Source organism: Ruegeria sp. BH6, assembly GCF_056538105.1.
Window position 1 is genome coordinate 165,269 of sequence record NZ_JBQFSR010000005.1, and the last position, 24,305, is coordinate 189,573.

A 24,305-nucleotide genomic window follows, 5' to 3' on the forward strand; every position below is an offset into this window, starting at 1 on the left:
GCTTCACGCGGCCTCTTCCGCAACACCGGCCATCAGCAGGCCCAGTTCTTTTTCATCTGTCTCATGGGGCAGGCGTTCGCCCATAATATGTCCGTCGAACATTACCGCGATCCGATCGGACAGCGAGAAGATCTCCTCCAACTCGACCGAGACCAGCAGGATTGCCTTCCCCTGATCGCGCAGGGCGACGATTTGTTTGTGAATGAATTCGATCGCGCCGATATCCACACCGCGTGTCGGCTGGCCGACCAGCAACAGATCGGGGTTCCGCTCGATCTCGCGCGCGACGACGATTTTCTGCTGGTTGCCGCCTGAAAAGCTTTTGGCGGTCAGCCAGCCATTGGGCGGGCGCACATCGAACTTTTCAATTTTGCGCTCGGTATCCGCGCGCAGGGCGGCATTGTCCATGAACAGACCGCGTTTATAGGCAGGGTCGCGGTGATAGCCGAACGCCACGTTTTCCCACGCGTGGAAATCCATGATCAGGCCCTCGCGCTGACGATCCTCGGGGACGTGAGCGATATGCTGCGCACGCCGCGCCTGACCGTCAGACCCATGCCCACTAAGCGCCAGCGGTTCACCATTCAGCTTGATCGACCCTTTTCCAGGCCGCATCCCGCCCAAAACCTCAAGCAGTTCCGACTGGCCATTACCCGCAACACCGGCGATGCCGACGATCTCACCCGCGCGGACCGTCAAGTCGATACCCTTGACCCGCTCAACGCCCGCTGAATCGAAGACGCGCAGGTTTTCGACCTCAAGAATGGGTTTGCCGGGTTTTGCAGGAACCTTGTCGACTTGCAGCAGAACCTTGCGGCCTACCATCAGCTCGGCCAGCTCCTCGGGGCTGGTTTCGGCGGTTTTTACTGTCGCCGTCATCTGCCCGCGCCGCATCACCGAGACTGTATCGGTGTTTTCCATGATCTCGCGCAGCTTGTGGGTGATCACGATGATCGTCTTCCCTTCGGCCCGCAGACGGTCGAGAATGCGGAACAGCTGATCGGCCTCGGCCGGGGTCAGAACGCCGGTCGGTTCGTCCAAAATCAAAATCTCGGCCTTGCGATACAAGGCTTTGAGGATTTCGACCCGTTGCTGCATCCCCACGCCGATTTCGTCAATGCGCTTGTCTGGGTCAACGAACAGCTCGTATTCTTCTTCCAGCTCTTTCAGTTCCTTGCGAGCCTTGGACAAAGACGGAGCCAGCAGCCCGCCATCTTCGGCGCCCAGAACGATGTTTTCCAGAACCGTGAAATTCTCAACCAGCTTGAAATGCTGGAACACCATCCCGATGCCCGCCGCAATCGCCGCCTGACTGTCGGGGATGTCGGTCTTGGTCCCGTTGATCCAAATCTCACCTTTGTCGGCTTTGTAGAAACCGTAGAGAATACTCATCAGCGTGGATTTGCCCGCACCGTTTTCACCGATGATCCCGTGGATCGTGCCAGGGACGACGCTGATGGAAATGTCTTTGTTGGCCTGAACCGGCCCAAAGGCTTTGGAAATCCCTTTGAGCTCAATGGCGGGGACTGTCATGTCGTGTCCTCAATTGCCGAAAAGGCCGCGAACGCTGCGGCCAAGTGGGAATGAGGCGGAGGATCAACCCCCGCCCCACGCGATATCAGAACTGCAGTGCCGGGCAGCTGTCGTTCTCGTAATAGCTGACGACGGTGACGTTTCCGTTGATGATGTCACTGCGTGCATCTGCAACGGCCGAGCTCATCTCTTCCGTAACTAGTTCAGCGTTGTATTCATCCATGGCGACGCCCACACCCTCTTCGGCCAGACCCATGGCGAAAACGCCGGTTTGCAGATCCTCGCCAGCCTTCATGGCGTCATAAACGGCCACGTCCACGCGCTTCAGCATCGAGGTCAGAACCTTGCCCGGATGCAGGTGGTTCTGGTTGCTGTCCACACCGATCGAAAGGATGCCTTCATCGGCGGCGGTCTGCAGAACGCCCACACCGGTGCCGCCCGCAGCAGCATAGATGACGTCAGCACCCTGGCTGATCTGTGCCTTGGTCAGTTCGGAGCCCTTGACCGGGTCGTTCCATGCCGATGGGGTGGTACCAGTCATGTTGGCAACGATATTGATGTCTGGGTTCACGGCTTTGGCGCCTTGCGCGTAACCGCAGCCAAAGTGACGGATCAGCGGAATATCCATGCCACCGATGAAGCCAACTGTTCCGGTCTTAGATGCCATCGCAGCCATCATTCCAACCAGATAGGAACCCTCATGCTCGGCAAAGCCGATCTGACGCACGTTTGGAGCATCTAGCCAATTCACATCAACTGCAACGAATTTGGTGTCGGGATAGTCGCCCGCGACAGCCGCCAGCGGATCAGCCATCGCGAAACCCATGGTGATGATTGGGTTCAGGCCAGCTTCGGCAAAACGACGCAGGGCTTGTTCACGCTGGGCTTCAGACTGCAGTTCGATTTCGCGATAAGTCTTACCGGTCTGTTCCGCCCAACGTGATGCCCCATTATGGGCTGCTTCGTTGAACGATTTGTCAAACTTGCCACCCAGGTCGAAGATCAGGGCTGGTTCAGCCAGGGCCGCACCCGCGGTCAACGCGACGGCGGCGGCAGCGCCCATCAAGGATTTCATCAGGGTCATTTCATACTCCCGTTTGTTATTGTTGGTCGGGGTCAAGATAGCCCCGATTACTCACTGTGAGCGAGCATAACTGTTGTGATGGCGGGAATTAAGGGTGTTTGCAACCGGTGCGGTCAACTGATTCTTGACCAAATGGTCGAAAAAATTAAGAGGCGTCGGTCAGGTCAAGGCGCAGACCATGACAATGGCGTCGATTTTCTCAGCGTTTTCGCGCAGATAGTAACCCTTGCGCAGGCCGCAGGTTGTGTATCCACAGCGCTGGTACAACGCGATAGCCGGGTGATTGTCTGCCGCAACGTCCAGAAAGGCGCGGGTTGCGCCCAAAGCTTTGGCTTTTGCGTGCCAGTCCTGCATGAGGCGCAGGGCAAGACCTTGGCGCTGACTATTGGGGTGGGTGGCGATTGTCAGCAGTTCAGCTTCACCTGCAGTGACTTGAAACATGGCAAAACAGTCAGCGTTACCAATGACATGCGTGAACCGATTGGTCAGAAGATCAGCAAATTCTGATTCCGTCCACGGGCGCGACTGCGTGAAGGCTGCCGTATGGGTATGAGCCAATTCTTGCGGGGTCATCCGTCCAGCAGAACCGGTGGTGAGTCCTTTGACGGGGCCGCATCAGCCGGGCGCACATATAACGGGGCAGGGGGCTGGGTCGTGGTGGACCATCTTTGCGCTGTCAGCCGGGCAAGGGCGTTGACCAGCACATCGGCGTCATCATTCAGAATCAGATTTCCAAGTGATTCTGCCTGTTCCTGCGCCATCAGTGCGGGGTCCTGACCGGGCAGCGCGACATAGACTTGCTCGCGGGGTGCGCGGATCGCGGGAATCCCATCCCCGATTTCGGCCAAGGCATCAAAACCGGTAACTCCAACAGCCGGGATACCAAGTCCCAACGCCAATCCCCGCGCAGCCGAAACCGAGATACGGATGCCGGTAAAATTCCCCGGCCCGATCCCGACTCCAATGGCGGTCAGATCGCGCCACGTGCAATCCGCCTCGGCCAGAATCTCTTCTAACAGCGGCATCAACCGTTCTGCCTGCCCGCGTGACATGGGCTCAACGCGCGAAGCGACAATCGTGTCGCCATGTAGCAAAGCGGCCGCGCAATGCGCGGCCGATGTGTCAAATGCCAAAATGATCGGGTCAGACAGCAACGGGGCGAACCTCGGTCACTTCCGGGATGTAGTGGCGCAGCAGGTTCTCAATTCCCATTTTCAGCGTCAGGGTCGAGGACGGGCAGCCCGCGCAAGCGCCTTGCATGTGCAGGTAAACAACGCCCCGGTCGAACCCGTGGAACGTGATGTCACCCCCATCCTGCGCCACCGCCGGGCGCACGCGCGTATCCAGCAGGTCCTTGATCTGATTGACCACTTCGGCATCCTCGCCGAAATGTTCTGCGTGACCTGACCCATCAACAGCATCTTCACCCAATACCGGCTGACCGGACTGAAAATGCTCCATCACAGCGCCCAGAATGGCCGGTTTGATGTGATCCCACTGAACGTCATCCGATTTGGTCACGGTGACGAAATCATTGCCAAAGAACACGCCGGTGACACCAGACACTGCAAAAATCCGTTTCGCCAAGGGTGATTTTTCCCCGGCTTCCGCCGAAGGAAAGTCTGCAGTGCCCGCTTCCAGCACCGGCTGACCGGGCAGGAATTTCAGCGTTGCAGGGTTCGGCGTGGATTCGGTCTGGATGAACATGTCACGGCTCCGTTTCAGTTGTACCTGATATGCGGGTCCGGGCCGGGGAAGTCAAGATTTGGAACCATTCTAAATTTCTGCCGCCAGTTGCATCGCCGCATCCAGCCGGTCATCGCCCCAGAACAGTTCATCCCCCACTAGAAAGCTTGGCGCCCCGAAAATCCCCTTGGCCTGCGCGGTCTGAGTCTGTTGGATCAAGGCCGCCTTGATATCCGGGTCTTGACAGCCGGCCAGCGTTTCTGGGGGCAGGCTGGCTTGGGACAGGCAGTCGATCAGCACCTTGTCGTCCGAGATATTGAGGCCATCAACGAATTCGGCGGCATAGACGGCCCGAACAAAGGCAGCCCGTTGAGGGTGGGTTTCAATCGTCATCACTAGCCGCGCAGCTTTCAGGCCATTCTGGGGAAAGGGGTCAGGCCGGGCAAATCGCAACCCCCGCTGGGCCGACAACCGTTCCATATCGCGCCACATATAACGACCTTTGGCGGGATAGATGTTGAACGGCGAATTGTCCCAGCCCTGCGCGGCGAAAATCGGACCTAGCAAAAAGGGATGCCATTCAACTGACACCCCGTTCTGCGCAGCCAGATCCTCGATTCGCATCGCACTTAGGTAAGAGTATGTGGATGCGAATTCGAACCAGAACTGGATGCTGCGCTGCATGGGTGCCCTTTTAGGTGATTTCTTCCAGCTTTTCCTTGCTCAGATCACCAGGAACGATGGTGATCGGAATTGGCAGGTTGCCCGAATTCTTGGTCAGTTGCGTCACCAGCGGCCCGGGGCCTTTCTTTTCAACGCCTGCGCCTAGCACCAGCACCCCGATCTCGGGGTCTGATTGCACATGTTCGATGATCTCGGCGACCGGCTCACCTTCGCGGATGGCCAGTTCGGGGTCGATGTTTTGCTTGTCGCGCATCCACTTGGCGAACACCTCGTAATGGGCGTGAATACGCTCGCGTGCTTCCTCGCGCATTACCTCGGCCACGCCGATCCAATGGTTGAACTCATCCGGCGGAATGACCGATAGGATTGTAACGCCACCGCCGGTGTGGGCTGCGCGCATAGCGGCAAAACGCATCGCGTTCAGGCATTCGCGACTGTCATCCAGAACGACCAAGAATTTGCGCATGAAGTGTCCTCGTATATTTCAGGCGATCATGCCCGACCATTTGCGTGCTGGCAATAAGCGGCTGTTTAGCGGGTGCTTAGTGCCCAGTCCCAATACAGCTCGCGCGCACGGCGGGCTATGGGGCCGATTTGATATTGCGTATCCTCCAGCGCGGTGACCGGGGTGATCTTGTTCATGTTGCCGGTCATAAAGACCTCATCCGCCTTGTGGAAATCGTCAAAGCCAAGGATGGCTTCGTGAACGACCGTCCCGTCGGCGCGCAGGTTTTCAATGTGACGCGCGCGGGTGATGCCAGCCAGGAAGGTGCCGTTGGGGGTTGGGGTAAACACCTCTCCGTCACGGACCATGAAGATGTTGGCGGTTGCAGTTTCGGCCACGTGGCCCAGTGCGTCCGCGACCAGCGCATTCGAGAACCCCTTGGCGCGAACCTCTTGCAGCATGCGCGCATTGTTGGGGTACAGGCACCCGGCCTTGGCATTCACCACCGACGATTCCAGAACCGGACGGCGGAATTTTGTGGTACCCAGCGTGACCGAGGCGGTCTCGGGCGCCATCGGGATCTCTTCCAGGCAGATGGCAAAACCAGTGCTGTTTTCCTGTGGGACAATGGCGGTCGCGTCGCCGTCGATGCCCCAATACATCGGGCGGATATAGACGGCTGAGTTCGGTCCGTAAGAAGCCAACCCCTCGCGGATGATCTCGACCATCTGCTGGGTTGAGACAAACGGGGTCAGCATCAGTGCCTCGGCTGAGCGATTCACGCGGGCACAATGTGCCTCAAGATCCGGGGCCATGCCGTCGAAATAGCGCGCACCGTCGAAGACTGACGATCCCAGCCAAGCACCGTGATCGGCCGCGCGCATGATCGGGGCATCCCCGTCATGCCACTGACCCTCGAAATAGGTGCGGATGTTCTTGCCGACTGCCATGACGCCCTCCCACGCTTTGCGCAAACCTAGGAAGGCGCTGCGGTAACGTCCAGCGCAATCAGCCTTGTTTTGAGCTGACCATGCCCACAATTTCGTAAGTCTGCTGCAGGATCGGCGCGGCAATCGCGCGGGCCTTTTCCGCACCCTTGCCCAGAATCCGGTCAATCTCGGCTTCTTCGCCCATCAGGCGGGCCATTTCGGACGAAATCGGTGCCAGTTTTTCCACCGCCAGTTCTGCAAGCATCGGTTTGAATTCACCGAACTGTTTACCGCCAACATCGGCGAGCACCTGATCGACCGTCTGATCGCTGAGCGCGGCATAGATGTTCACCAGATTGCGCGCCTCGGGGCGGTCTTCCAGACCATCGATCTCGGATGGCAGCGCATCCGGGTCGGTCTTGGCTTTGCGAATCTTCTTGGCGATCGTGTCGGCGTCGTCCGTCATGTTGATGCGGCTCATGTCCGAGGGGTCGGACTTGGACATCTTTTTGGACCCGTCGCGCAGGCTCATGACACGGGTCGCGGCCCCTTCGATCACAGGTTCGGTGATCGGAAAGAAATCGACGCCGTAATCATGGTTAAACTTGATCGCGATATCGCGCGTCAGCTCAAGATGCTGTTTCTGGTCGTCGCCAACCGGCACATGCGTTGCGTGATAGGTCAGGATGTCGGCGGCCATCAGCGACGGATAGGCGAACAGACCCAACGAAGCGTTTTGCTGGTTCTTTCCGGCCTTGTCCTTCCACTGGGTCATCCGCTGCATCCAGCCCATGCGGGCGACGCAGTTGAAGATCCACGCCAATTGCGCATGCTCAGGCACCTGGCTTTGGTTGAACAGGATCGATTTATCCGGGTCGAGACCGGCAGCGATGAAACCAGCGCACAGTTCGCGCGTCGAATGGGCCAGTTCCTTGGGGTCCTGCCAGACTGTGATCGCGTGCAGATCGACCATGCAATAGATGGTCTCCATGTCCGGCTGCTGCATATCCACAAACCGCTTGAGCGCACCCAGATAGTTGCCAAGATGCAGGTTTCCCGACGGCTGGATGCCGGAAAACACGCGCGGTGTGAACTGGGTCTCGGTCATCGAAGGGAACTCCCGTCTGGAAAAATCAGCCCCCGTCGCTTACCCATGAGGCTAAGGGACGTCAACCGCCGCGAAAGGCCAGCCCAATGAGCAGTGAGAATTATACACCCGCCGTGAACCCTTTGCCTCCCGTTGTGGTGGCCTTGGTGCTGTTCATTATGGGGGTGGAACTGGCCTTTACCCTGGGAACACGCGGGCTGATCGGCGGTCCGTCGGCGGTGGGATGGCGGCTGGATGCGCTGCAGAGCTATTCGTTTTCGCCTGATATCTTTGATTGGATGGTCGAGAACGGGCGCTGGCCGTTCGAACATGTCATGCGTTTCGTGACCTACCCCTTCGTGTCGGGCTCTTTCACGCAGGCCGTTTTTGTCTGCGTCTTCCTGTTGGCCATGGGCAAGATGGTGGCCGAGGTCTTTGGCGGGTTTCAGATGTTGGTGATCTTCGTGCTGTCTGGCGTGGGCGGGGCACTGGCCTATGCACTGTTGCTGGACCCCCAATACCCGCTTGTCGGAGGGTTCCCGCCTGTCTATGGCCTGATCGGCGCATTCACGTGGTTGCTATGGCGCAAACTGTCATTGGTTGGCGAAAACCAGCACCGCGCCTTTGGTTTGATCGCGGCCCTGATGGGGATTCAACTGGTGTTCGGCCTGCTGTTCGGCGGTACGTCTGACTGGGTGGCCGATCTGGGCGGGTTTGCCACAGGCTTTGGCCTTTCGTTCCTGCTTGCCCCGGGTGGCTGGGCGCGGATCGTGCGGCGCATTCGCCGCGACTGATCACGACCGACGCAAGGCTTTGCGGAACTCTGACACCTCGAAAGCGCCAAACAGGTGGCCCAGAAAGAAATAGGTGGCCGCGGCAATCTTGATCAGGATGATCAGCGCCAGATAACGCCAGCCGGACAGTTCGAATGCCCAGCCGAACAGGTGAATGGCGGCGTATAGAACGACACCCATCCCCAGCGACGCGGCCACGATGCGCCATGCTCGGTGTTTGAAGCGGTCGTCGAACCGCGCCTCTTCACCCATGCGTCGCGCGCCGAGGATCAGCAGACCGACCATAGCCCACCCGGCAGCCGACGCCGCAATGGCCGGTGCGATCCAACCCACCAGCGGATAGAGACCAAAGGCCAGCCCGGCATTCACGACCATTGCAACCACTGCATAGCGGAACGGGGACCGCGTATCCTCACGTGCGAAATACAGCGGTTGCAGCAGCTTTTGCAGCATAAAGGCAGGAAGGCCGATTCCGTAAATTGCCACTGCCAGCGCTGTGGCCGCGGTGTCCTCGGCGCTGAATTGGCCACGTTCGAACAGGACCGAGACCATCGGGTTTGGCAGGATCACAAACGCCACGGTCGACGGTATGGTCAGCAACAGCGTGAACTCACCTGCGCGGGAAAATGCGTTGCGGGCGCCGTCCTTGTCCCCGGCGCGCAGGCGGCGGGACAGATCGGGCAGCAGCACGATGCCGACGGCAATGCCCACCACGCCCAGCGGCAGTTGATACAACCGGTCAGCCGCGAACAGCCAGCTGATCGCCTTTTCGGTTTTCGAGGCTACCAATTGCCCCACCACCAGATTGATCTGAGTGACGCCCATTGCCAGTGCCGCCGGAACGGCGATGCGCACCATGCGGCGCATCTCGGGGCTGAGTTTCGGCAGGCCGGGCCGGATGCGAATGCCTGCACGCTCGGTCGCCACCCAGACCAGCGCCAGCTGTGCGACCCCGGCCACGGGAATGACGGCGATCAGCCAACGGATCACCTCGCCTCCAGCGGCTGCCCCGGCGATCAGGGCCGTGCAGGCAAAGATGTTCAGCAATACGGGTGCGGCGGCGGCGGCGGCAAAGCGACCCGTCGCGTTCAAAACACCCGAGAACAGCGCCGCCAGCGACATGAACAGGATGTAAGGGAACACCACATATCCATAGTCCACGGCCAGATCGAACCGTTCATCACCGTGAAACCCTTCGGCCGTGATCCAGACCAGCGCGGGCATGAACACCATTGCCAGCCCGACCAGCGCCAGTACCGCCACGGCCAACAGATTGAAGGCGTCCTGCGCAAAGCCTTGGGCATTTTCCTCGCCTTCCAGCCGCTTGGAAAACATCGGCACAAAGGCCGCGTTGAACGCGCCTTCGGCAAAGAAACGGCGGAACATGTTTGGCAGACGGAAGGCTGCTACAAAAGCATCCATCACCGGACCCGGACCGATATAAGCCGTCAGCAGGATTTCCCGCAAAAAGCCCAGAATCCGGCTGGCCAGCGTCCAGAACCCGACCGTGAACAGGCCTGAAAACAACCGGATCTGCTTCATGAGGCCGCGCGCTCGGCGCCTTCGGTGATGGCTTTGCGCAGTTTGGTTTCAAGCGTGCGCTGTTTGCCTTCCGCATGGTATTTTAGTCCAAACATGTCCTTGACGTAAAAGGTGTCGACCACCTGTTCGCCATAGGTCGCGATCACTGCGTTGGCGATATAGACATTGGCTGCGGCCAACGTTCGGGTCAGGTCATAGAGCAGACCCGGACGGTCGCGGGTATCGACCTCGATGATCGTGTAAATCTCGGACCCATCATTATCAAAGGTGATATGGGTCGGCACGTTAAAGGCGCGTTCGCGTTTCTTGATCTTGTCGCGCGATTTCAGCGCATCGCGGGCAACAACCTCACCCTTGAGTGTCTTTCGGATCATCTGGGCCAGGCGTGGCAGGCGGCTGGCCTCGAACGGGTGGCCTTCGGTGTCCTGAATCCAGAAGGCATCGGTTACATAACCGTCTTTGGTGGTGTAGCTGCGCGCATCCACCACGTTGGCCCCGACCAGCGCCAGAGCACCCGCAATTCGCGCAAAGATACCGGGGTGATCGCCCATTGCGAAACAGGCCCGTGTGGCGTCCCGGTCTTCGTCCGGTTGCATGCGGATTTCTACCTCACCCGGATCACCGCTGTGTTCCAGCGCCCGCAGCATCTCGGCAAACTCGACTTGGGTGTGCAGGTTCAGGCCCTGCCAATAAGGCGGGTAATGCCGACCAGTTTCGGTCTTGAGGTCCGCCTTGGACCAATCCGACAACGCGTTGCGCAGGGCTTTTTTGGCCTCGGTCCCGCGATTGGCGCGGTTGAGGTCCTCCATCCCGGTTTCAAGCGCACGCTTGGTTTCGGCGTGCAGGGCGCGCAAAAGTGTGGCTTTCCAGTTGTTCCACGTGTTCGGCCCAACCCCGCGAATATCGCAGACCGTCAGCACTGTCAGCAGGTCCAGCCGTTTGACCGTTTTCACCGCTTTGGCAAAATCGCGCACAGTGCGCGGGTCTGAGATGTCGCGCTTTTGCGCCATGTCCGACATCAACAAGTGATACCGCACCAGCCATTCCACGGTTTCCGAGTCCGCCTTGTTCAGCCCAAGCCGGGGCGCAACCTTACGGGCGATTTGCGCGCCGAGGATCGAGTGATCTTCGGGTCGTCCCTTGGCGATGTCATGCAACAACAACGCAACATACAGCACCTTGCGGTTCACACCGCCTTTCAGAATGGACGACACCAGCGGCAGCGGTTCAATCAGTTCTCCGCGTTCGATCTGGGCGAGGTTAACGATACATTGGATGGTGTGCTCGTCCACCGTATAGCTGTGATACATGTTGAACTGCATCATCGCCACGATGGGCTCGAACTCGGGCAGAAAGGCGGACAGCACCCCCAGTTCGTTCATCCGCCGCAGGGCGCGTTCGGGGTTGCCGTGTTTCAGCATCAGATCAAGGAAGATGCGCCGCGCCTCGCGGTTTTCGCGCATATCTTCGTCGATCAGGTCCAGGTTCGCGGTCACCAACCGCATCGCGTCTGGGTGGATCAGCATGCCGGTGCGCAAACCTTCTTCGAACAGACGCAGCAGGTTCACCTTGTCGGCAAGGAATTTCTCGGGATCGGCCACGTCCAGACGACCATGCACCACCCTATAGCCCGCCTTGACCCGCGGTCGGCGACGGAAGATGCGTTCAAGCAGGGCCTCACCTTTCATATGCGAGGCTTCCAGCTTGGTAAGGAAAATACGCGTCAATTCCCCGACATAAGTGGCCTCGCGGAAATAACGCTGCATGAACACTTCGACCGCGCGGCGCCCGGCCCGGTCTTCATAACCCATCCGGTCGGCCACCTCGACTTGCAGGTCAAAGGTCAGTTGTTCGGTCGGGCGTCTGGTGATCAGATGCAGATGCGAACGGACGGCCCACAGGAAATCCTCGGCCTTTACGAATGTTTTAAACTCTTCGGGCGTAAACAGGCCCAGAGGCACCAGTTCAGCCACATCCTGAACGCCATAGATGTATTTCGCGATCCAGTAGAGCGATTGCAGATCGCGCAGCCCGCCTTTGCCTTCTTTGACATTGGGCTCGACCATATAGCGCTCACCCTGTTTTTGGTGACGCTCATCGCGTTCCTGCAATTTGGCTTCGATGAACTCTCGCTCGCTGCCTTTGAACAGGTCAGCCTTCAGGCGGTTGTCCAGCTCGGCGGCCAGTTTGCTGTCCCCCGCCAGATAGCGCTGTTCCAGCATCGAGGTTCGGATGGTGAAATCCTCGGCCCCAAGCCGCAGGCAATCCTTGATCGTGCGGGACGCATGGCCAACCTTCAGCCGCAAATCCCACAGGATATACAGCATGGATTCAATCACGCTCTCGGCCCAGGCGGTGATTTTGTAGGGCGTCAGGAACAGCAGGTCGACATCAGAGGACGGTGCCATTTCCCCGCGCCCATACCCGCCCACCGCCAGCACAGCGATCCTTTCCCCCTGTGTCGGGGTGGCCAGAGGGTGCAGATCCTCGCTGGATACCTTCATGGCGGTACAGACCAGCCCATCGGTCAGATAGGTGTAGGAATGGGTCAGCGGCCGTGCATCAAACGGGCGTTCGGCAAAGGCATCGGCAATGGCCTGGCGCCCACCTTTCTGGGCATCACGCAAGATGCGAACGGTCTCATTGCGCCGCGCTGCGTTGTCCGAGGTCTTGTCAAAGGCCTCCGACAGCTGTGCCATGACGGCGGCGCTGTCGAAAATTTCATCCGCCGGGCAGATCAGCTCACCCCTGGGGGTGAGCTTCAAACCCGTTTGCTCAGAAACCGGCGCCTGTGAAGCTTTGTGGGGCAGGGTCAATCACTACTACCTGTTTATTTTGGATCGTGGCGACAGCCAGACCGCGTTCATTCGTACCGTTCGGCCGCAGGCGGAAGATACCGCCAACCCCCTGGAAACCGGCGTTTTGCGTCAGCGCCGAAGCGGTCAGAGCGTTGGATTTACCCTGGCTGACAAGTGCGGCGATTGCGGCGATGCCGTCATAGGCCAATCCACTGATCGGGTGCGGGGCCTCGCCATAGGTATTGTTATACCGTTGTCGGTATGCCTGCGCCTTCGATGGGTCCGGCAGCGCAAACCAGCCACCTTGTACGCCTGGCAGGTCCAGTGTTTGCGGCGGGATGTCCCAGCGTGTCAGTCCGATAAACTGCGTGCTTGTTGTGGAAACGCCCGCCTCAGGCAGTAGCTGAGTGAAAAGCGGCAGCGCGCCGGCTGTGGTTGCCGTTAAGAACAGCGAATCCGCGCCAGACGCATCTACTGTTGCTTTGACTGAGGGAACCGAGTTGATGACGCCCTGCTGCGAACGGTCATACCCCACCGATCCTGCATTGTTCACGCGGCTGCCGGCAAGCGCGTTGGCAATGGCGGTTTGACCCAACTGGCCCGCAGCATCGTTGCTGTGAACGATGACCATGTTTGATTTGCTTTGCGACCCAGCAAAACTGACAAGGCGGTTGGCCGTATTGTCGAAAGTTGGTCCAAGCACGAACACATTGCCGCCTGCAATGCTGGTGTTGTTCGAGAAGGACAACACGTTGACGTTGCTGCTCAGCGCCGCAATGCCTGCAGAGTTTGCAGCCTGCGCATAGACCGGACCGAGTATGATTTTCGCCCCGTCCGCCACCGCCTGCTGCGCAACCGCAGCGGCCGTATTTGAACTGCCCCGCGTGTCATAAACGCGCAGATCAATCTGAACATTCTGCAGATCTGACATGGCCAGTCGGGCGGCGTTTTCCAGGCTACGTGCCAGCGCCGCATCACCGGCCTGCCCCGATCCCGCGGGAACCAGCAGGGCAACAGGCACGGGGTCTGACGTGTCGATCGACGGACCTCCGCCGATGGTGCTGACGTCACAGGCGGCCAGAAATGCGGCGGTTGCCAGTACGGCGGCGGTACGCGCCAGTTTGCGAACGGGCTTGCAAACGGTAAACATCTGAATGAAAACTCCCTGTCCCGGCGGCTTGAGATGCCGCCAATCTATTGGGTCGCGATAATAAACGTCACGCTGTGAGGGTCCAGCTTTGAATTTCCAAAAAGTCAGATTGGGCACCGGCCTGTATTTTGTTGCCACTCCGATTGGAACAGCGCGCGATATCACGCTCAGAGCGCTGGACGTGCTGGCCTCGGCCGATGTGATTGCCGCCGAAGACACTCGCAGCCTGCGGCGGTTGATGGAGATTCATGGCGTCCCGCTCGAAGGGCGGCGCATTCTGGCTTATCACGACCACAGCAGCGCGGGGGCACGCGGCAAAATTCTGGATGCTCTGGCCGAAGGGAAATCGGTTGCTTATGCGTCCGAGGCCGGAATGCCGCTGATTGCCGATCCGGGTTATGATCTGGGGCGGCAGGCGGCCGAGGCCGGGCATATGGTGACCTGCGCGCCGGGGCCGTCGGCGGCATTGATGGCCCTGACGCTGGCGGGGTTGCCGACGGACGCGTTCTTTTTCGCGGGTTTCTTGCCCAACGCAACCGGCGCGCGCCGGACGCGGATCGAGGCGCTGCGCGACATTCCCGGCACCCTGGTGTTCTACGAGTCGCCCAAGCGCGTGGCGGTTTGCCTGTCGGATTTGGCCGAGGTGTTGGGTGAAGACCGCCAAGCCGCGATGTGCCGTGAGTTGACGAAAAAGTTCGAAGAGATCCGGCGCGGCTCGTTGGGTGAACTGGCCACTGCCCTGCAAGGACAGACGGTCAAAGGTGAAATTGTTCTTCTGGTTGACCGAGGTCATTCGGAAACTGTTAACGAATCCGACATAGAAGAGGCTTTGACGCGCGCCTTGGAAACCCATTCGGTGCGTGATGCGGCGGATCTGGTGTCGCAGATGTACAAACTACCGCGCCGTCCGATTTATCAAAAGGCGTTGAAATTGGGAAAGGGATGACATGACCTCGCGATCTGTCCGAAGTTCGGTTTCCTACCATGCCGGACAGGCGGCAGAGTTGCAGGTCGCAGCCGACTATGAACGCCGAGGTTTCAAAATCGCGCATCATCGCTGGCGTGGCACAGTCGGTGAGATCGATCTGATCGCCCGGGGCAGTGATGGGCTTGTGTTCATCGAGGTCAAGAAAAGCACCAGTTTCGACATGGCCGCGGCGCGGATTAACCAGCGGCAGATTGACCGGATTTTCACCTCGGCAGCGCAATTTCTGGAAACGGAACCGGGCGGGCAGCTGACAAATGTTCGGTTTGACGCGGCGTTGGTGGATGCCACGGGGGCTGTTCAAATCATCGAAAACGCGTTTGGTCAGGCCTGACACCCATTGAACCCTCGGCCCCTCTGGGCCATGTATCTGGCGTGAAACTGAGGGACACGCCATGAAAATCGCCTTTCAGATGGACCCGATCGGGGCCGTGGATATCAACGCAGACAGCTCATTCCGTCTGGCCGAAGAAGCACAGGCGCGCGGGCATACGCTGTTTTTCTACAGCCCGGACCAGTTGGCCTATCAAGAGGGGCGGATCACCGCGCGCGGTCAGGACATGAAAGTGCAGCGTGTGGCAGGCAACCCCGCCGAGCTGGGCCCGGAACGCGAGGTGGATTTGGCCGAGTTCGACGTGATCTGGCTGCGTCAGGACCCTCCGTTCGATATGCATTATATCACCTCGACCCATCTGCTGGATCGTCTCAAAGGGCAGGTGTTGGTGGTCAATGATCCGTTTTGGGTGCGGAATTACCCCGAAAAGCTGCTGGTTCTGGATTTCCCTGACCTGACCCCGCCAACCACGATCGCGCGTGATCTGCAAACCATCAAAGCGTTCAAGGAAAAGCACGGCGATGTCATTCTGAAGCCGCTCTATGGCAACGGTGGCGCGGGCGTGTTCCGGCTGGATGCGAATGACCGCAACCTGACCTCTCTGCACGAGCTGTTTACAGGCTTCTCGCGCGAGCCATTGATCGTGCAGAAGTTCCTGCCCGATGTCAGCAACGGCGACAAGCGCGTGATCCTTGTGGATGGCGAGGCCGTGGGCGCGATCAATCGTGTTCCGGCGAAGGGTGAGACACGGTCAAACATGCATGTGGGGGGGCGGCCCGAAAAGATCGGCCTGTCCGAGCGTGATCAGGAGATTTGCGCGGCGATCGGCCCGTTGCTGAAAGAAAAAGGCCAGATTTTCGTCGGGATCGACGTGATCGGAGACTATCTGACCGAGATCAACGTGACCTCGCCCACCGGCATTCAGGAGCTTGAGCGGTTCGACGGTGTGAACATCGCCGAAAAGATCTGGCAGGCCATTGAAGCCAAGCTTTAAGAGGCAACCTTGGCGCTGATGCGAAAACTCAGCGCCTCGGCCACGTGCGGGCGCCGGACATCTGGTGCGCCATCGAGATCTGCAATCGTGCGCGCGACCCGTAAAATTCGGTGAAAGGCGCGCGCCGACAGGCCGAACCGTTCAGCTGCTTTCAGCAGCAACTCTTTGCCTTCGGCATCCGGCGCGGCAATCTCTTCCAGTATCGAACCTTCAACATCGGCATTCTGCCGCGTAGCGGGCGTATCCCGGAACCGCTCGGCCTGAATGGCGCGGGCCAGGTCGACGCGCGCCGCAACGGTGGCCGAACTGTCGCCGGATGGGGGCAGGTCCAGATCGGTGAACCCGACTGGGGGCACCTCGATCCGCAGATCAAACCGATCCATCAGCGGGCCTGATATGCGGCCCAGATAGTCCTCTCCGCAGACAGGCGCGCGAGAACAGGCGCGGGCGGGATCGGTCAGATATCCACATTTGCAGGGGTTGGCCGCAGCCACCAACATGAACCGGCAGGGGTATTTCACATGGGCATTTGCGCGCGCGACCATAACCTCGCCAGTCTCGATAGGTTGGCGCAGGGTTTCCAGCACGGTGCGCGGGAATTCGGGAAATTCGTCCATGAACAGAATGCCATTATGAGCCAAGGAAATCTCGCCCGGTTTGGCGCCCTTGCCACCTCCAACGATAGCCGCCATAGAGGCGGTATGGTGGGGTTCGCGAAAGGGACGGCTGCGGCTGATGCCGCCTTCGTCCAGCAACCCGCAAAGGGATTGAATCATCGAAGTTTCCAACGCCTCGGTTGGGGTCAGAGGCGGCAGAATACCGGGCAGGCGCGCAGCCAGCATGGATTTACCCGATCCGGGTGTGCCGATCATGATCACGTGGTGGCGGCCTGCGGCGGCTATCTCTAGCGCGCGCTTGGCCCGTTCCTGCCCTTTTACATCGCGTAGATCGCGGGCGCTGGGCGCCAAGTTCACTTCGCCGGGTTGGGCCGCAGGCAAGGGCGACTGGCCCGAAAAATGGCGTACGACATCGCCGAGTGACCCCGCGCCGATGACCTGTGTGGCATCCACCCAAGCGGCCTCGGCGCTGGAGGCTCGAGGACACAGCAACGCGCGATCCTCGGCTGCGGCAGTCATGGCGGCAGGCAGCGCACCGACGACCGGAACCAGCGAGCCGTCCAGAGACAACTCGCCCAGCGAAACCGCGCCTTCGGCGGCGTCGGGCGGGATGATTTCCAACGCCGAAAGCAGCGCGACGGCGATGGGCAGGTCGAAATGGCTGCCTTCTTTGGGCAGGTCAGCGGGGGACAGGTTGATGGTGATCCGTTTCGACGGCAGCGCGATGGCCATCGAACTCAGCGCGCTGCGGACGCGGTCGCGGGCCTCGGACACGGCCTTGTCGGGCAGGCCTACGATGGAAAAAGCGGGCAGGCCCGGCGAGACGGCGCATTGCACCTCGACCGGGCGGGCATCAACCCCTTGGAAAGCGACGGTATGAGAACGGGCGACCATGAACGACCTGTTTGGTTAACAGGTCGTTGCTGCCATGGATGCGGTTTACGAATGGTTAACGGTGTCGGTCATTGCTAAGAATTTTGGCCAGGCACCGGGGTCCGCAACCGTTTTGTCGCGGCAGAATTGGTTACAGAATCCCCAGCGCTGACCGTCCAGTTCCAGAAAATGGGTGACCGCTTTGCCGGAATAAGGACAGATATCGTTGATCGATGGTCCGTTATCTACAGATTGGGCATCGGTTTGCGCGCCGATGGGCCATGCCTGTGACGGCAGGTCGAATGCGTAGGGGAACGGATCATAGGTCACGGTCAATCCCATTGCGCGCCATTGTCGGACCGATGGGTCGGATAGCAAATCCAGGCAATATTCCCGATTAGCCACGGACACAGGCAAACCATAGCCAATGATCCGCGCGGCCACGGGGGTGTAAAATACATCCACCAGAGAATACCTGCCGAAAAGCGGCCCGGAGTCTGCACCGGATATAGTGCGGGCATGTGCCCAGAGGGTTTCGATCCGGTCCAGATCAACCAGCGTTTCAGGCGATGGATCAAATCCCTGCCAGCAGTGCAACAGCTGCATCGAACATTCCGCGCGCAACGCGGCGAATCCGGCAGTCATTTCGGCGCATAGCCACCGGGCCGTTGCGCGGGCGGCCACGTCTTCGGGCCACATCCCGGCCTCTGGATGCCGTTCGGCCAAGGTCTCGGCCATGGCAAGGCTTTCGCCCACTATGGTCCCATCCGGCAGGCGCAGAGCAGGGACAAGGCGCGCCGGGGCCAGCGGCTTCATATCCTCGGCCATGGTGCCGGAATAGAGGCCAATCATGTGGTTTCGGTAGGGCAGGCCGAACTTTTCCAGCATCAGCCAACCGCGCAAGGACCAGCTGGAAAACAGGCGGTCTCCGATAAATAAATCATAAGTCATACGACTACGATGGCGCGCCGCGATCGTTCAGTAAATCAGTGATTTGTGCGGGGTGTGATCACGGACAGTGATTGATCTGCCCAACCGACCAGCGATTGCCGTGATGAGTAATGTCGGTGACCGAGAGGTTGTCGATGCGATGGCTGAACGCCTCTTGTGCGTCAACGCCAAGGGCGCGCTGCACCTGGGTCAGGATCACGCCGAAATGGGCCACGATGATCAGGTCGTGGCCCGTGTGATCGACAATCAACTGGTCGATCACGGCATCGACGCGGGCGCAAACCTCGTTCCAGCTTTCACCTTTGGGCGGGCGCACGTCGCCGGGATTGTCCCAATACGCAAAGGCCAGATCGGGGTTTTCGGCCTCAATCTCTTTGAAATTGCGCAATTCCCATGTGCCGAAGTGAATCTCGCGCAGGTCTCTATGATGCGGCAGGCGCTGGCGTTTACCCTGAATGGCCGATGCCGTATCGGTGGCCCGCAGCAAGTCAGATGATACCACCAGCGCCTTGTCTGGCAGATGGTCGTGCAACCGCGCGATAGCGGCGTGATCGCTGAGGTCGGCAGGCAGATCGGACCACCCGACCATGGTTTTCGCATGGGTCGGCCCGTGACGAACAAGATGCAGCCGGGTCACGGCAATTGTCCTTTCAGCACCAGCGGAAGCCCAGCTGTGACCTGCACGACCAGATCGGCCTGCGCGGCCAGCGCGATGTTCAACCGTCCCTGGGCTTCGCGGAAGCGGCGGGACAGAGAGTTGTCCGGGACGATGCCATGGCCGACTTCGTTCGAGACGATGATAACCGGCGCCCGGCACGATTGCAGGGCCTGCAACAGCACAGATTGGGCTTGTTCCAGATCGTTTTCAGCCAACAGATGATTGGTCAGCCACATGGTGGCGCAGTCGATCAGACAGATATGATCGGGGGTCAAATCGGACAGGGCCGGGCCAAGATCAAATGGGGCCTCGATCGTCGACCATCCTGCACCGCGTTGGGCGATATGGCGCTGAACCTTGTCGCGCATCTCATCATCAAACACTTGTGATGTGGCGAGATAAGCGCGGGTTTTTCCTGATAAAACAACAATTTGCTCGGCAAAGGCAGATTTACCAGAGGCCGCGCCACCCAACACAAAGGTTAAATCCGGATACACTATTATTACCTTTCTGGTGATCCACCCGGTTTTGTTCTGCGTATCGACCCTAGGTCGGTAAGGCAAGCCCGGCCCGCGCCTGTGAAAAGGGGAGATTTCCATGGCACTGGATAATGGAACCGATTTTTCGATGTCCCGGCAGGCAATGAAAGCCGAATTGCTGGACGCAGAAACTGAATTAAAGCTGGCTTATGCGTGGCGTGACGACCGCGACGAACAAGCGTTGCATCGGTTGATCACGGCCTATATGCGGCTGGCGATTTCGATGGCGGCCAAGTTCAAACGATACGGCGCGCCGATGAATGATCTGATTCAAGAGGCCGGATTGGGCCTTATGAAAGCGGCCGACAAATTTGATCCCGACCGAGGCGTGCGCTTTTCAACCTATGCGGTCTGGTGGATCAAGGCGAGCATTCAGGACTACGTGATGCGCAACTGGTCGATGGTGCGCACTGGGTCGACCTCATCGCAGAAATCCCTGTTTTTCAACATGCGGCGGGTTCAGGCGCGTTTGGAACGCGAGGCTGCAACCGAAGGGATGGATCTGGACCGTCATCAGTTGCACCAGATGATTGCAGCTGAAATCGGTGTGCCCTTGCGTGATGTTGAGATGATGGAAGGGCGCCTTTCGGGCTCGGATTTCTCACTGAACGCGGTGCAATCGAGCGATGAAGACGGTCGGGAGTGGATCGATGCGCTAGAGGATGAACGCGAGCAAGCTGCCGAGACGGTTGAAAACAGCCACGATACTGAACAGCTGCGCGAATGGCTGGTGACGGCGATGCAGGCGTTGAACGACCGCGAACGCTTTATCGTGCGCGAACGCAAGCTGCGCGATCCTGCCCGCACGCTGGAAAGTCTGGGGCAAGAGCTTGGCCTGTCGAAGGAACGCGTGCGTCAGCTTGAGGCTGCGGCTTTTGTGAAAATGCGTAAGAACCTTGAAGCCCAGTCGCGCGAGGTGCAACACTTCATCGCATGAGACAGCTTGCGATTCTTGTTTGTACACTGATGGTTATGGCCGTGCCAGGCCAGGCCGAAGATTTGATCCCCGATGATATTCTGGCCGCGATGACCTCGGCGGATGTAGTCATTTTGGGCGAGATACACGACAACCCGCAACACCATGTCATTCAGGCCGAAGCATTGAAGGCCATCACCCCCTCGGCTGTTGTGTGGGAGATGGTAACAGAAGAAGGTGCGCAGCGACTGGCGGATAAGGCTGTGTCCAACCCCGAAGAGCTTGCGCGCATTCTGGAATGGCTTGAATCGGGCTGGCCGCCACTCAGCATGTATTACCCGGTGTTTCAGGCATCAGACGCGCCGGTTTATGGGGCGATGGTTCCACGGGCCGCAGCCCGTGCGGCGATGGAGCGAGGGGCAGCCACCGCTTTGGGCGCGGATGCGGCACGTTACGGGTTGACCGTGCCTTTGCCAGCCGACGAACAGGCCGCGCGCGAAGCCGATCAACTGGCCGCCCATTGCGATGCGATCCCCGAAAGCGCCTTACCGCAACTGGTGGCCATTCAACGCTTGCGCGATGCAGTGCTGACGCGCGCCATCTTGCGCGCCACCGATGAAACTGGCGGCCCGGTTGCGGTGATTACCGGGAATGGCCATGCGCGTAAGGATCGTGGCATTCCTACCTATTTGTCCCGACTGCGCCCGGGGCTTAAGGTCTTTGTGCTGGGTCAATCCGAGGATGGCGTGGTAAACGGCACCTTCGACGCTGTGATCGACAGCCCCAGCGTTGAACGTGAAGACCCATGTCTGGCGTTTCAAAAGCCGAATTAACGGCTGGAACTGTTAGGCCCCCTTGCCTAATGTCGGGGCCGACCGGGACAGGAAAGGCTCAACATGCTGGCATCGAAACGCATTCTGCTGATTATCGGCGGTGGGATCGCGGCTTACAAGTCGCTGGACCTGATCCGGCGCCTACAAGAACGCGGCGCGGCCGTGACGCCCGTGTTGACGCGCGCGGCTGAGGAATTCGTGACACCCCTGTCCGTGGCGGCTCTGGCCGGAGAGAAAGCCTATCGCGATCTGTTCGATCTAACAGATGAGGCCGAGATGGGGCATATCCAATTGTCGCGCTCGGCGGATTTGATCGTTGTGGCCCCCGCGACTGCGGATTTGATGGGAAAGATGGCTACCGGGCTGGCGAACGATCTGGCCTCGACCCTGTTGATGGCGACCGACACGCCGGTTCTGTGCGCCCCTGCGATGAATGTGCGCATGTGGGACCATCCGGCGACGCAGCGCAATTTGAAACAATTACAGGCCGACGGCGTCCGTTTTGTCGGCCCGAACGAGGGTGATATGGCTTGCGGCGAATACGGCCCCGGCCGTATGTCCGAACCGCTTGAGATCGTCGCAGCGATTGAGGCGGAACTGGGTCAGGGCCCGCTTAGCGGTAAGCGCGTGCTTGTGACCTCGGGGCCGACGCATGAACCGATTGACCCGGTGCGTTATATCGCCAATCGCTCGTCTGGGGCGCAGGGTACGGCGGTGGCCCGGGCGCTTGCTGCACTGGGCGCTGACGTGGTCTTTGTTACCGGCCCAGCGGATGTTCCGCCGCCCCCAGGGGTGCAGGTCGTGCAGGTCGAAACCGCGCTGCAAATGTCGGACGCCGTCAATGCCGCACTGCCGGTGGATGCAGGCGTGTTCGCTGCAGCTGTCGCGGATTGGCGGGTTGCCAGTGCCTTTGACAAAAAGCTGAAGAAAAGCCGCGATGGGATGCCAGCGCTGGAGTTTGCCGAAAATCCCGACATCCTAAAACGCGTATCGCATATGAAAACCGGTCGCCCGGCGCTGGTTGTCGGATTTGCCGCCGAGACGGACAATGTGATCGAACATGCCACCGCCAAACTGGGGCGTAAGGGCTGTGACTGGATCGTGGCCAATGATGTCAGCCCGGCAACCGGGATCATGGGCGGGTCCGAGAATGCGGTGATCCTGATCTCGGATGACGGGGCCGAGGAATGGCCGCGCATGGGCAAAGATGCAGTGGCCGAGCGTTTGGCGACCAAGATCGCCGACGCTTTGACGAGCTAGATAAGAGGAACAGTGATGGTTGCAATTCGTGTGATCCGCGAACAGGGCGCTGACCCCTCAGTACCCTTGCCGTCTTATGAAACTGCGGGGGCGGCTGGTGCAGATGTGCGGGCAAACCTGCCCGACGGTGCGTCAATCACGCTAGAACCGGGCCAACGCGCCCTGGTGCCCACTGGTCTAAGGATCGAAATTCCGCAGGGGTTCGAAGTTCAGGTGCGCCCCCGCTCGGGTCTGGCTCTGAAACACGGGATCACCCTGCCCAATACGCCCGGTACGATCGACAGCGACTATCGCGGTCCATTGGGTGTGATCGTCCTGAACGCAGGTCAAGAGGCGTTCGAGATCACCCATGGCGAACGCATCGCGCAACTGGTCGTAGCCCCGGTCGTGCAAGCCGCGTTCGAAGCGGTTGATATGCTCAGCGACACGGCGCGCGGGGCGGGTGGTTTCGGCTCGACCGGGCGCGGCTGATGCTTCTGGTCGGGATTTTAGCGGCTGGTCTGTGGGGCATCGGTTATCTGGCTGGTGTATCGAGAACGGCCCGCACGACTTCGGTGGCCGTGCTGCTTCTGGGTGTGATTACGGCTCAATTGCTGCTGTCTGATGGGCATCCGTTGCGTCAGGCGACCGGCGGTTCTGCGGCGATGTGGCTGATACTGGCGGGTACGGTGCTGCTGGTACTGGTTTACGGACGTGTTCTGAAAGCGTTGCGAAACCGTGCCGCGCCAGCCTCAGCCAAGGAGCCCGCAATGCCATCTGACCAGTTTTCTGAGACCGAACTTGAGCGCTATGCCCGCCATATCGTCCTGCGTGAGCTGGGCGGGCCGGGACAGAAAAAGATGAAACAGGCGCGGGTTCTGGTCATCGGTGCTGGCGGTCTTGGAGCACCTGCGTTGCAATATCTGGCTGCCGCCGGGGTGGGGACTATCGGCGTGATTGATGATGACGAGGTTGAAAACGCCAATCTGCAACGGCAGGTTATCCATCGCGACGCAGATATCGGCATGCCCAAGGTCTTTTCGGCCCAACAGGCGATGCTGGCGCAGAACCCCAATGTGATCGTCCTGCCATATCACCGACGCCTGACGGATGAAATCGCCACTGAACTGTTTGCCGATTTTGACCTGATCCTTGATGGCACCGATAACTTTGACACCCGCTATCTGGCAAACCGCACTGCTGTCGCGCTGGGCAAGCCGCTGATCTCGGGCGCGCTGTCACAATGGGAAGGCCAGCTCAGCGTCTTCGACCCGGCCAATGGTGCGCCCTGCTATCAATGTATCTTCCCCCAGGCTCCGGCCCCCGGTCTGGCCCCCTCCTGCGCCGAGGCTGGTGTGATTGGCCCGTTGCCCGGCGTGTTAGGCTCGATGATGGCGGTTGAGGCGATCAAGGTAATCACCGGGGCTGGGCAAGCTCTGCGCGGTGAGATGTTGATCTACGACGCGCTATTTGGTGAAAGTCGCAAAATCACCTTATCACGTCGGGAAGATTGCCCCATTTGCGCAGGTTCCAAAAACTAGATGCAACCGCCGCGCGCGTCAGCGCGCGGTCCGGCCCAACGCCGCCAAGGCGCATCTTTGATGCGCGCTGCGGGGGCGGGAGCCCCTGAAACC

The 24,305-nt window shown here is 59.6% G+C and carries 25 protein-coding genes; 9 read left to right on the forward strand and 16 right to left on the reverse strand.

The genetic code is table 11. The annotated features are described in order from the left end of the window. Nucleotides 1–3 precede the first annotated feature (3 nt). The 9 genes from ACR0B8_RS12765 to trpS all read right to left on the reverse strand — a co-directional run bounded on the left by ACR0B8_RS12765 (nt 4) and on the right by trpS (nt 7,469). A complete protein-coding gene (locus ACR0B8_RS12765; RefSeq protein WP_170350592.1) occupies nt 4–1,533 on the reverse strand; it encodes an ABC transporter ATP-binding protein in 1,530 nt (509 codons plus the stop codon). An 85-nt stretch (nt 1,534–1,618) separates the two neighbouring features. Continuing rightward, a complete protein-coding gene (locus ACR0B8_RS12770) occupies nt 1,619–2,617 on the reverse strand; it encodes a BMP family lipoprotein (RefSeq protein ID WP_058281934.1) in 999 nt (332 codons plus the stop codon). Nucleotides 2,618–2,776: 159 nt separating this feature from the next. Further along, complete coding sequence (locus ACR0B8_RS12775; RefSeq protein ID WP_226689327.1) at nt 2,777–3,190, reverse strand: GNAT family N-acetyltransferase; 414 nt, start codon at nt 3,188–3,190, stop codon at nt 2,777–2,779. Further along, nucleotides 3,187–3,771 (reverse strand): tRNA (adenosine(37)-N6)-threonylcarbamoyltransferase complex dimerization subunit type 1 TsaB, encoded by a 585-nt coding sequence (tsaB, locus tag ACR0B8_RS12780; protein WP_170361426.1) that lies wholly within the window; start codon nt 3,769–3,771, stop codon nt 3,187–3,189. Before tsaB ends, ACR0B8_RS12775 begins: the two co-directional genes overlap by 4 nt. Further along, complete coding sequence (locus tag ACR0B8_RS12785) at nt 3,761–4,324, reverse strand: NifU family protein (protein ID WP_170350589.1); 564 nt, start codon at nt 4,322–4,324, stop codon at nt 3,761–3,763. The genes tsaB and ACR0B8_RS12785 overlap by 11 nt, the downstream gene beginning before the upstream one ends. 69 nt (nt 4,325–4,393) lie before the next feature. Continuing rightward, nucleotides 4,394–4,987: a 2-hydroxychromene-2-carboxylate isomerase gene (locus tag ACR0B8_RS12790; RefSeq protein WP_170361429.1), complete on the reverse strand. Its 594-nt coding sequence runs from the start codon at nt 4,985–4,987 to the stop codon at nt 4,394–4,396. Between the two features lie 10 nt (nt 4,988–4,997). After that, nucleotides 4,998–5,453: a universal stress protein gene (locus ACR0B8_RS12795; protein ID WP_170350587.1), complete on the reverse strand. Its 456-nt coding sequence runs from the start codon at nt 5,451–5,453 to the stop codon at nt 4,998–5,000. 65 nt (nt 5,454–5,518) lie between these two features. Beyond that, nucleotides 5,519–6,382 carry a branched-chain amino acid aminotransferase gene (locus tag ACR0B8_RS12800; protein ID WP_226689328.1) on the reverse strand — a complete coding sequence of 288 codons (864 nt, stop codon included), beginning with the start codon at nt 6,380–6,382 and terminating at the stop codon, nt 5,519–5,521. 58 nt (nt 6,383–6,440) lie between these two features. After that, a complete protein-coding gene (gene trpS / locus ACR0B8_RS12805; RefSeq protein WP_170361433.1) occupies nt 6,441–7,469 on the reverse strand; it encodes a tryptophan--tRNA ligase in 1,029 nt (342 codons plus the stop codon). An 86-nt stretch (nt 7,470–7,555) separates the two neighbouring features. Here trpS and ACR0B8_RS12810 point away from each other — a divergent pair, with 86 nt between their 5' ends. After that, nucleotides 7,556–8,242, forward strand: a complete 687-nt coding sequence (locus ACR0B8_RS12810; protein ID WP_170350584.1) for a rhomboid family intramembrane serine protease — start codon at nt 7,556–7,558, stop codon at nt 8,240–8,242. Here ACR0B8_RS12810 and murJ read toward each other — a convergent pair whose 3' ends face one another. From murJ to ACR0B8_RS12825, 3 genes are read right to left on the reverse strand one after another with little or no spacing between them, the layout of a single operon-like run. Further along, nucleotides 8,243–9,784: a murein biosynthesis integral membrane protein MurJ gene (gene murJ / locus ACR0B8_RS12815; RefSeq protein ID WP_170516770.1), complete on the reverse strand. Its 1,542-nt coding sequence runs from the start codon at nt 9,782–9,784 to the stop codon at nt 8,243–8,245. It lies immediately after the preceding gene. Next, a complete protein-coding gene (locus tag ACR0B8_RS12820; protein WP_226689329.1) occupies nt 9,781–12,600 on the reverse strand; it encodes a [protein-PII] uridylyltransferase in 2,820 nt (939 codons plus the stop codon). The genes murJ and ACR0B8_RS12820 overlap by 4 nt, the downstream gene beginning before the upstream one ends. Next, nucleotides 12,560–13,732, reverse strand: coding sequence for a penicillin-binding protein activator (locus ACR0B8_RS12825; RefSeq protein ID WP_226689330.1), 1,173 nt, complete (start codon nt 13,730–13,732; stop codon nt 12,560–12,562). Before ACR0B8_RS12825 ends, ACR0B8_RS12820 begins: the two co-directional genes overlap by 41 nt. Nucleotides 13,733–13,820: 88 nt before the next feature. On the opposite strand from ACR0B8_RS12825, the gene rsmI reads away from it, so the two are divergent. The 3 genes from rsmI (at nt 13,821) to gshB (ending at nt 16,045) form a co-directional block, all read left to right on the forward strand. Next, on the forward strand, nt 13,821–14,678 hold the full coding sequence (rsmI, locus tag ACR0B8_RS12830) for a 16S rRNA (cytidine(1402)-2'-O)-methyltransferase (RefSeq protein WP_226689331.1): 858 nt from the start codon (nt 13,821–13,823) through the stop codon (nt 14,676–14,678). Between the two features lies 1 nt (nt 14,679). After that, nucleotides 14,680–15,051, forward strand: coding sequence for a YraN family protein (locus ACR0B8_RS12835; RefSeq protein ID WP_226689332.1), 372 nt, complete (start codon nt 14,680–14,682; stop codon nt 15,049–15,051). A gap of 61 nt (nt 15,052–15,112) precedes the next feature. After that, nucleotides 15,113–16,045, forward strand: coding sequence for a glutathione synthase (gene gshB / locus ACR0B8_RS12840; protein WP_226689333.1), 933 nt, complete (start codon nt 15,113–15,115; stop codon nt 16,043–16,045). Here gshB and ACR0B8_RS12845 read toward each other — a convergent pair. The 4 genes from ACR0B8_RS12845 to cobU are packed head-to-tail and all read right to left on the reverse strand — an operon-like array spanning nt 16,042 to nt 19,641. Next, the gene (locus tag ACR0B8_RS12845; RefSeq protein ID WP_480658657.1) at nt 16,042–17,556 is read right to left on the reverse strand and encodes a YifB family Mg chelatase-like AAA ATPase; all 1,515 of its coding nucleotides are present in this window, start codon (nt 17,554–17,556) and stop codon (nt 16,042–16,044) included. The two genes, gshB and ACR0B8_RS12845, sit on opposite strands and share 4 nt — an antisense overlap. Nucleotides 17,557–17,601: 45 nt before the next feature. Beyond that, nucleotides 17,602–18,486 carry a glutathione S-transferase gene (locus tag ACR0B8_RS12850; protein ID WP_170377697.1) on the reverse strand — a complete coding sequence of 295 codons (885 nt, stop codon included), beginning with the start codon at nt 18,484–18,486 and terminating at the stop codon, nt 17,602–17,604. A 58-nt stretch (nt 18,487–18,544) separates the two neighbouring features. After that, the gene (locus ACR0B8_RS12855) at nt 18,545–19,123 is read right to left on the reverse strand and encodes a histidine phosphatase family protein (RefSeq protein WP_226689335.1); all 579 of its coding nucleotides are present in this window, start codon (nt 19,121–19,123) and stop codon (nt 18,545–18,547) included. Next, nucleotides 19,120–19,641, reverse strand: coding sequence for a bifunctional adenosylcobinamide kinase/adenosylcobinamide-phosphate guanylyltransferase (gene cobU / locus ACR0B8_RS12860; RefSeq protein ID WP_170361450.1), 522 nt, complete (start codon nt 19,639–19,641; stop codon nt 19,120–19,122). Before cobU ends, ACR0B8_RS12855 begins: the two co-directional genes overlap by 4 nt. A gap of 100 nt (nt 19,642–19,741) precedes the next feature. Here cobU and ACR0B8_RS12865 point away from each other — a divergent pair, with 100 nt between their 5' ends. The 5 genes from ACR0B8_RS12865 to ACR0B8_RS12885 all read left to right on the forward strand — a co-directional run bounded on the left by ACR0B8_RS12865 (nt 19,742) and on the right by ACR0B8_RS12885 (nt 24,212). Next, nucleotides 19,742–20,620 carry an RNA polymerase factor sigma-32 gene (locus ACR0B8_RS12865; RefSeq protein WP_170350573.1) on the forward strand — a complete coding sequence of 293 codons (879 nt, stop codon included), beginning with the start codon at nt 19,742–19,744 and terminating at the stop codon, nt 20,618–20,620. Then, nucleotides 20,617–21,432: a ChaN family lipoprotein gene (locus ACR0B8_RS12870; protein WP_226689336.1), complete on the forward strand. Its 816-nt coding sequence runs from the start codon at nt 20,617–20,619 to the stop codon at nt 21,430–21,432. The genes ACR0B8_RS12865 and ACR0B8_RS12870 overlap by 4 nt, the downstream gene beginning before the upstream one ends. 63 nt (nt 21,433–21,495) lie before the next feature. Then, entirely contained in the window at nt 21,496–22,692 is a 1,197-nt protein-coding gene (coaBC, locus tag ACR0B8_RS12875) for a bifunctional phosphopantothenoylcysteine decarboxylase/phosphopantothenate--cysteine ligase CoaBC (RefSeq protein WP_226689337.1), read from the forward strand. Between the two features lie 15 nt (nt 22,693–22,707). After that, nucleotides 22,708–23,163, forward strand: coding sequence for a dUTP diphosphatase (gene dut / locus ACR0B8_RS12880; protein WP_170397230.1), 456 nt, complete (start codon nt 22,708–22,710; stop codon nt 23,161–23,163). Continuing rightward, nucleotides 23,163–24,212, forward strand: a complete 1,050-nt coding sequence (locus tag ACR0B8_RS12885; protein WP_226689338.1) for a HesA/MoeB/ThiF family protein — start codon at nt 23,163–23,165, stop codon at nt 24,210–24,212. The genes dut and ACR0B8_RS12885 overlap by 1 nt, the downstream gene beginning before the upstream one ends. Nucleotides 24,213–24,305: the final 93 nt, after the last annotated feature.